Origin of the sequence: Streptomyces europaeiscabiei (assembly GCF_001550375.1) — a bacterium.
GTDB lineage: Bacteria > Actinomycetota > Actinomycetes > Streptomycetales > Streptomycetaceae > Streptomyces > Streptomyces europaeiscabiei.
Map to the genome: position 1 here is coordinate 1 of NZ_LRTR01000598.1, position 6,977 is coordinate 6,977.

A 6,977-nucleotide genomic window follows, 5' to 3' on the forward strand; every position below is an offset into this window, starting at 1 on the left:
CAGCGGCGCCAGCAGACCGTGCGCGCCCTCGGCGACCTCACCCGACAGCGCGATGCCCACCAGGAACGCGCCCACCGCCGCCGACACCTGCAACTGCTGCGCGAGCCCGGCGACGACGAGCGTCACCCCCAGCACGACGAGCAGCAGTTTCTCGGGATCGTCGCTGGAGACGAAGCGGGAGATGTGCCGCCCGTAGCGCACCGCCACCAGCAGCACGACCCCGGCCGTACCGAGCGCGATGGCCAGGGTCGCGCTGCCCGCCGCCAGACCGACCCCGGCCAGCAGCGCGGTGACGATCGGCAGGTAGACGGCCATGGAGAGGTCTTCCAGGACCAGGATGCTCAGTACGACGGGCGTTTCGCGGTTGCCGAGCCGTCCGAGGTCGCCGAGGACCTTGGCGATGACGCCGGAGGAGGAGATCCAGGTGACGCCGGCGAGTACGACGGCGGCGACGGGGCCCCAGCCGAGCAGCAGTGCCATGGCGGCGCCGGGCAGGGCGTTGAGGGCGGCGTCGACGAGGCCGGCCGGGTACTGGGTCTTGAGGTTGGAGACGAGATCGCTCGCCGTGTACTCCAGCCCGAGCATGAGCAGCAGCAGGATCACGCCGATCTCGGCGCCGATCGCCACGAACTCCTCACTGGTCCCCAGCGGCAGCAGCCCGCCCTCACCGAACGCCAGCCCGGCCAGCAGATACAGCGGTATGGGGGAGAACTGCAGGCGTCCGGCGAGCCGGCCCAGCAGCCCCAGCCCGAGGATGATCGCGCCGAACTCGATCAGGAAGACGGCGGAGGAGTGCCCCGATGACTCCGACTGCGCGGCGAGGTGCGCGACGGGTTGCGTCGTGAGGTGTGCGGCGAGGTACATGGTCGGCTCACTCCCGCCCGAGTATCGCGGCGGCCGCCTCCACACCCTCCCGGGTGCCGATCACGATGAGTGTGTCACCGCCCGCGAGCCGGAAGTCCGGGGTGGGGGAGGGGATCGCCTGCGCCCGCCGCAGTACGGCCACGATCGAGACGCCGGTCTCGGTCCGCATCCGGGTCTCGCCGAGGACACGCCCGTTCCAGTGGGATGTCGACGACAGCTCGATCCGCTCCGCCACGAGCCCGAGGTCGGTGGTCGACAGCAGGTTCGGGTTGTGGTGACCGGGCGCGAGCGCGTCCATCAGGAGGGCGGTCTCCGGTTCCGTCAGATGCAGGGCCTGGGCGCAGGCGTCCGGGTCGTCGGCCCGGTAGACGTTCACGGTCCGGGTACCGTCCCGGTGCGCGATCACCGACAGATGACGGTGCTCCCGTGTGGTCAGGTCGTACTGGACACCGATCCCCGGCAAGGGTGTGGTGCTCATCCGGCCGGTAGGCACAACCCCTCCCCCTTTTCATAGAACTCTGCGACAGCGGTACCACGCGCGCCCCACGTCAAACAGGATGACCGGGCGTGACGAGGGGCCATGGTGCCACCCGCGAAGAGGTCGGGCATATGGGTGTCAGCACGGATGGACAGGGCCGGTCCGCGGCGGACAGGGTGGTGGGGGCAGTGGACCCACCACCGGCGGAGCAGCGGGCGGCCAGCCGCCTGGGCCGGGCAGCGGAACCGCCGTCCGCCGAGGCCCGTGCGTTAACCGCTCCGGGGCCCTGAGCGGGGGCGTTCCCGGCCGGTGAGAGACAGTGGGGGTGAGAAGAGGTCACCGTGAAGGGAGCACAGGATCATGTCGCTGTACTGGCGGATCTTCCTCTCCAACGCGGCCGTACTGATGGTCGCCGTTCTGCTGCTTCTGGGCCCGGTCACCGTGTCCACGCCCGTACTGTTCGGAGAGGCCCTCGTGCTGCTCGCCGGGTTGGTGGTGATGCTGATCGCGAACGCCGTCCTGCTGCGCGTCGGGCTGGCTCCCCTCGGCAGGCTGACCCGGGCCATGACCACCGCGGACCTCCTCAGGCCCGGCAGCCGCACCACCGTCACCGGGCCCTCCGAGATCGCCGAACTCACCAAGACCTTCAACGCCATGCTTGCCCGGCTCGAAGCCGAACGCGCCACGAGCTCGGGCCGTGCCCTCTCCGCACAGGAAGCCGAACGCCGACGCCTGGCCCGCGAACTCCACGACGAGGTCGGACAGACCCTGACCGCCGTGCTGCTCCAGCTCAGACACGCCGCCGACCTCGCCCCGCAGACCGTGCGCACCGACCTGCACCAGGCCCAGGAGACCACCCGAGCCGGCCTGGAGGAGATACGCCGCATCGCCCGCCGACTACGCCCCGGGGTCCTCGAAGAACTCGGTCTGCACAGCGCCCTGCGCGCCCTGACCGCGGAGTTCACCACCGCACGGCTGCGGGTCACCGCCCACATCACCCCGGGCCTGCCCCGCCTGGACCCGGACACCGAACTCGTCCTCTACCGCATCGCCCAGGAGAGCCTGACCAACACCGCCCGGCACGCCGGCGCCACCCGCGCCGAAGTCCACCTCCGGCCCCTGCCCGACGCCCGGACGGCCCTGCTCGTACGGGACAACGGCCGTGGCATCGCCTCCGCACCGGAAGGCGCCGGCATCAACGGCATGCGCGAACGGGCCCTCCTCATCGGCGCGGACCTGCACATCGGGCCCGGCCCGCAGGGCGGCACGCAGATATCCCTGCACGCCGCGACCGACGGCACCACGACCGACGGCACCACACCAGGTGGGACGACCGCGGGTGGGGTGCCTCCGGATGACACGTCCCAGGCCGACCCGTCTGCCGCTGACTCGCCCGGGGCTTGCTCGCCTGCGGATGACATGCCCTCCACCGCCGACCGCTTCCGGGAGACCGCACGATGACCCGACCGGCCCCGGCCCGCATCCTCCTCGCCGACGACCACGCCCTCGTACGCCAGGGTGTGCGCCTCATCCTCGACGCCCAGTCCGATCTGACGGTCGTGGCCGAGGCTGCCGACGGCATCGAAGCGGTCGCGCGGGCCCGTGAGGGTGACATCGACCTGGCCGTCCTCGACATCGCCATGCCCCACCGGACCGGACTGCAGGCCGCCCGCGAACTGGCCCGGCTGCGGCCCGAGCCGCGCACGCTGATGCTGACGATGTACGACAACGAGCAGTACTTCTTCGAAGCCCTCAAGGCCGGCGCCTCCGGCTACGTCCCCAAGTCGGTCGCCGACCGGGATCTCGTCGAGGCCTGCCGCGCCGCCCTGCGCGACGAACCCTTCATCTACCCGGGCGCCGAAACCACCCTCATCCGCACCTACCTCGACCGCGCCCGCACCGGCGACCGGCTCCCCGAACGCCCCATCACCGAACGGGAGGAGGAGATCCTCAAACTCGTCGCCGAGGGCCACACGTCCAAGGAGATCGCCCGCCTCCTCGTCATCAGCGCCAAGACCGTCGAACGCCACCGGGCCAACCTCCTCCAGAAACTGGGCCTGCGCGACCGCCTGGAACTCACCCGCTACGCCATCCGCACGGGCCTGACCGAGCCCTGACTCCGCCCCTTTCCCGTTCGTACACCTACGGGGAACCATGAACTCCCAGTTCAGACCGCCAAGTTGGGGAATCGCGACTCCAACGGTCCCCTCAGACGGGGGTAGTGGATTAAGTGCGTCCGGTTCAAGGTGAAGGGCATGACAGAACTGCAGACCTTCGTACTGCCCCCGACGGTTGACGGCAGTGACGTGGACAAGGCACTCGGCCAGGCACTGATCGCCGCCTGGCAGGACGACGGCATCTTCCAGATCCAGGCGACGCCGAAACAGGAAGCTGTCACCGAGCGGGCACTCGAATTCTCTCGGGGCTTCTTCGGCCGCCCGTTCAAGGAGAAGGCCGGGCACGTGTCCGACCTCACCTACAGCGGGTACGTCGCGTCCGGGGAGGAGGAGACAGCCGGGGAGAAGGACGGCTCGGAGATCTTCACCGTCTGCCCCGACATCCCCGAGGACGACGCTCGCGTCATCGACAGGTGGCCTTGTCACGGACCCGCTCCCTGGCCTTCCGAGCAGTACGCCGACGCGATGAAGAGCTACATGGGCACCGTGGGCGACATCGGTGAGCGACTGCTCAGACTGGTCGCTCTGGGCCTCGGCCTGGACGACATGGACCACTTCACGAAGCTCACCGCGGACGGCTGGCACCACATGCGGGTCCTGCGCTTCCCTCGGGCGGACGCCACCTCCGAGCGGGGCATCGGCTCCCACACCGACTACGGTCTGCTGGTCATCGCGGTCCAGGACGACGTGGGCGGCCTCTACATCCGTCCCCCGGTACCGGGCGAGACACGCGGACGCAACTGGCTGCCCGACGAGTCCATGGCCGGACGGTACGAGAACGAGGAGCCCTGGACCTTCGTCACCCCGGTCCCCTGCGTGTTCACCGTCTTCCCCGGCGACATCATGCAGTTCATCACGGGCGGAACCCTCCTCTCCACCCCGCACAAGGTGCGCCTGGCCGACCGCGAGCGGTACACCATCGCGTACTTCCACGAGCCGTCGTTCCAGGCCGTCGCGCGACCCCTGGAAGGGGGCGGGGCGGACGAGTTCATCCACTACGGCACGCACTTCACCAACATGTTCATGCGCTGCTACCCCGAGCGCACCGCCACCGCGCGCATAGAGAAGGAGGACCGGCTCGCCGTCCTCGAACGCCTCCGCAAGGAGGCCCTCAACTCCTGAACCGCGTCCGCGGCGGGCCGTGTCGTGGCCCGGAACGTGTCGAAGCCGCCCGGCAGCCACCGGGCGGCTTCGACACGTTCCGGGCCGACTGTCGTGGGGTGGGCGGGCGTACGGGTGCCCGCGTCCGGGTTCTGGACCGCCGGGCAGAAGGCGTCCTCGACCGCGCTCGTCGTGCGGGGGAGCGGGGAGCTCAACACCATGGAGTCGAGGCCGGCGTCGGCGGCGACGATCGTTCCGCCGTGGCCCGACTGCTGTCGACGCCGACCCGACCACGTTCCTCCCGAGCCGGGCGGGATCCACGACGGCGCGCCCGGCCCCGCAGCCACCCGCTCTCGCTCTCCTCCGCCTTGCGAGTCCTCTCCCCGCCTGTCGGTGCCTCAGGGAAGCAGACCCAGACGGCGTGCCGTCATGACGGTTTCCATCCGGGTGTGGCAGCCCAGCCTGCGCATGGCGCTGCGCAGATAGCTCTTCACCGTCTCGGCCCGAAGGCCCAGTTCATCCGCCACGTCCGTGTTGGTCCGCCCCAGCGCGACGCAGGACAGCACGTCCAGTTCGCGTGACGAGAGGGTGCTGAGCGGGTGGGAGGGGGGAGCTCCGGCACCGGCCAGCTTGTCGCACACACCGACGACCCGGTCGCGCAACTCGTCGTCGGTGAGCTGCTGGGCGAGGATCCGCAGTTCCGAGTACGCCTCGCGAATCGTCTCCCACCGGGGGGACGTGGGGCCCTCGGACCGGCCGGTGGTCTCCGCGGGCTCGTTCAGGGTGCCGAGGCGGCGCATCACCTCGTCCCGCACCGCCAGGTTCTGCTCCAGACCGCGGGCGGCCTGCATGACCGAGTCGACGGTCCGGTCCCCCAAGGCCACGGACCGGCGGACCGCGCCGTACATGACCGCCCGCACCGTCCGGTTGACCACCACGGGTGCCGCCACGACGGCGTGGATGCCCTCCGCGGCGACCATGAGGTCGTAGTGGTGGCTGATCTGTTTGGAGTTCGCGTAGTCGTTGACAGCGATGGGGCGGTGCAGGGCCACCACCTTGCCGCCGAGCCCCATGCCGAAGCCGAGGGTCAGCCCGAACAGGGCGTTGGTGGAGTTGCCCGTGAACTCGGTGAGCTGCGCGTGCCGGCCCCTGACCACGACGCCGCCGAAGGCGAGATCGACGCCGGCGGTGTCCCGTAACGCCTGGATGCCACGTTTGACTTGGCGGTCATCGTCCGGAACGGGGGATGATTTCACTGTCATGCGGATTCCTCGATCTGCCCGGGGGTAGGAACGCGCCCCCTGCCCGAGACGTGCGCGGGCTTCGTGCGGGAGTGGTGCTGGTGCTGTGTGCTGGTGCTGCGACTGCTGTGAACGAGTACGTGAGTGAGTACGTGCATATGGGGGTTCGCGACTCTCCGAAGTACGGGTCCGCGATCCTCCGGTGGCTGTGGCTGTGGCTGTGGCTGTGGCTGTGGCTGTGGCTGTGGCGGTCGTTCGTCGATCGGGCGAGCAGTTTCCCCGTCGGGGGTTGACGGCGAGCCGGGAGGCTGGGCCCCATTCCACGTTCAGCGGGTTGATCAGCCCGGCTTCGACGTGTTTCGGCGGACATCGGGCGGATCCCGTCGAGCCGCGCGGCGACGGCCTTCCCTACGGTGACGGGGTCGCCGAGGCCGTCGGCGGCGCGGAGCACCGGCTCGTCCTTGGCCACCCTGCGGCGTTGCACCACCTGGACGCCGACGTGTGGCGGGCCTTCGCCCACGTGCTGGAGCCGGGGGAGCCGCCAGTGCCGGTCGGGCGGCGGATCGTCGAACTCGCCTGTGCCGGTCGGGTTGTTCGGACCGGGCGAGGGGGCGGGGGCGTGTGGTTCGCCCAGGTCGTTCACACGGGTCACGTGTTCCGCCAGGCGGGTGTGGGAGTCGTCGGTTTCCGTGGCGCGGGGGTCAGCCGCCCAGGGGCCTATGTGCGCTCCGCGCGCCGAGGGCCTTCCAGGGCGCTGAGGCGAAGAGGTCGGTGAGGGCTTCCACGGCGGCCCGGGCCGCGCGGCCTCCGGGGGAGTCCAGCATTCCGCGGTCACGGAGTCGCCGTTCGCCCTCGGCCCACCCCTCGTCGATCCGTCCCCGGAGCGCCCGGTTGGTCTCGGGGACCTCGCCGGCCGCCGCGGAGATCCTCACGAGAGCCTCGACACCGTCGAACGCGGCATGCGTCAGGACGCCGACCTGTCGTCGCCCCGGTAGTCGCACAGGGCTCTGACCGCCTGCCACGGCGAGAGGTTGGGCGCCTGGGGGAGCGCGAGGAAGGCCATCCCGGCCCCGAGTGGACAGCCGGGCGCGCCGCACGCGGCAGAGGCGGCGGCCG

8 protein-coding genes are annotated in these 6,977 nt (G+C 70.6%); 4 read left to right on the forward strand and 4 right to left on the reverse strand.

Annotated features, from left to right (window positions below; all coding sequences use genetic code 11):
• Both AWZ10_RS28595 and AWZ10_RS28600 read right to left on the reverse strand, forming a co-directional pair.
• The coding region (locus tag AWZ10_RS28595) for a cation:proton antiporter (protein ID WP_244172575.1) at positions 1-864 on the reverse strand (864 nt) is incomplete at its 3' end.
• A 7-nt stretch (positions 865-871) separates the two neighbouring features.
• On the reverse strand, positions 872-1,342 hold the full coding sequence (locus tag AWZ10_RS28600; RefSeq protein ID WP_046703798.1) for a cation:proton antiporter regulatory subunit: 471 nt from the start codon (positions 1,340-1,342) through the stop codon (positions 872-874).
• Between the two features lie 360 nt (positions 1,343-1,702).
• Here AWZ10_RS28600 and AWZ10_RS28605 point away from each other — a divergent pair, with 360 nt between their 5' ends.
• From AWZ10_RS28605 to AWZ10_RS28615, 3 genes are all read left to right on the forward strand, one after another.
• Positions 1,703-2,803, forward strand: a complete 1,101-nt coding sequence (locus AWZ10_RS28605; protein ID WP_079104462.1) for a HAMP domain-containing sensor histidine kinase — start codon at positions 1,703-1,705, stop codon at positions 2,801-2,803.
• A complete protein-coding gene (locus tag AWZ10_RS28610; protein WP_046703799.1) occupies positions 2,800-3,459 on the forward strand; it encodes a response regulator transcription factor in 660 nt (219 codons plus the stop codon). The genes AWZ10_RS28605 and AWZ10_RS28610 overlap by 4 nt, the downstream gene beginning before the upstream one ends.
• A 138-nt stretch (positions 3,460-3,597) precedes the next feature.
• Positions 3,598-4,641, forward strand: coding sequence for a 2-oxoglutarate and iron-dependent oxygenase domain-containing protein (locus AWZ10_RS28615; protein ID WP_046703800.1), 1,044 nt, complete (start codon positions 3,598-3,600; stop codon positions 4,639-4,641).
• Between the two features lie 377 nt (positions 4,642-5,018).
• Here AWZ10_RS28615 and AWZ10_RS28620 read toward each other — a convergent pair whose 3' ends face one another.
• Positions 5,019-5,882 carry a helix-turn-helix transcriptional regulator gene (locus AWZ10_RS28620; protein ID WP_046703801.1) on the reverse strand — a complete coding sequence of 288 codons (864 nt, stop codon included), beginning with the start codon at positions 5,880-5,882 and terminating at the stop codon, positions 5,019-5,021.
• Between the two features lie 137 nt (positions 5,883-6,019).
• Between AWZ10_RS28620 and AWZ10_RS55190 the strand changes: the two genes are divergently transcribed.
• Positions 6,020-6,154, forward strand: coding sequence for a hypothetical protein (locus AWZ10_RS55190; RefSeq protein ID WP_279616644.1), 135 nt, complete (start codon positions 6,020-6,022; stop codon positions 6,152-6,154).
• Positions 6,155-6,562: 408 nt separating this feature from the next.
• Here the strand turns inward: AWZ10_RS55190 and AWZ10_RS55805 are convergent, their stop codons facing one another.
• A complete protein-coding gene (locus tag AWZ10_RS55805) occupies positions 6,563-6,958 on the reverse strand; it encodes a helix-turn-helix domain-containing protein (protein ID WP_425264510.1) in 396 nt (131 codons plus the stop codon).
• Positions 6,959-6,977: the final 19 nt, after the last annotated feature.

What these genes read in the sequence shown, in the direction of transcription:
- AWZ10_RS28600 (WP_046703798.1), bottom strand. Translation starts at nt 1,342, where the DNA reads ATGAGCACCACACCCTTGCCGGGGATCGGTGTCCAGTACGACCTGACC.
- AWZ10_RS28605 (WP_079104462.1), top strand. Translation starts at nt 1,703, where the DNA reads ATGTCGCTGTACTGGCGGATCTTCCTCTCCAACGCGGCCGTACTGATG.
- AWZ10_RS28610 (WP_046703799.1), top strand. Translation starts at nt 2,800, where the DNA reads ATGACCCGACCGGCCCCGGCCCGCATCCTCCTCGCCGACGACCACGCC.
- AWZ10_RS28615 (WP_046703800.1), top strand. Translation starts at nt 3,598, where the DNA reads ATGACAGAACTGCAGACCTTCGTACTGCCCCCGACGGTTGACGGCAGT.
- AWZ10_RS28620 (WP_046703801.1), bottom strand. Translation starts at nt 5,882, where the DNA reads ATGACAGTGAAATCATCCCCCGTTCCGGACGATGACCGCCAAGTCAAA.
- AWZ10_RS55190 (WP_279616644.1), top strand. Translation starts at nt 6,020, where the DNA reads ATGGGGGTTCGCGACTCTCCGAAGTACGGGTCCGCGATCCTCCGGTGG.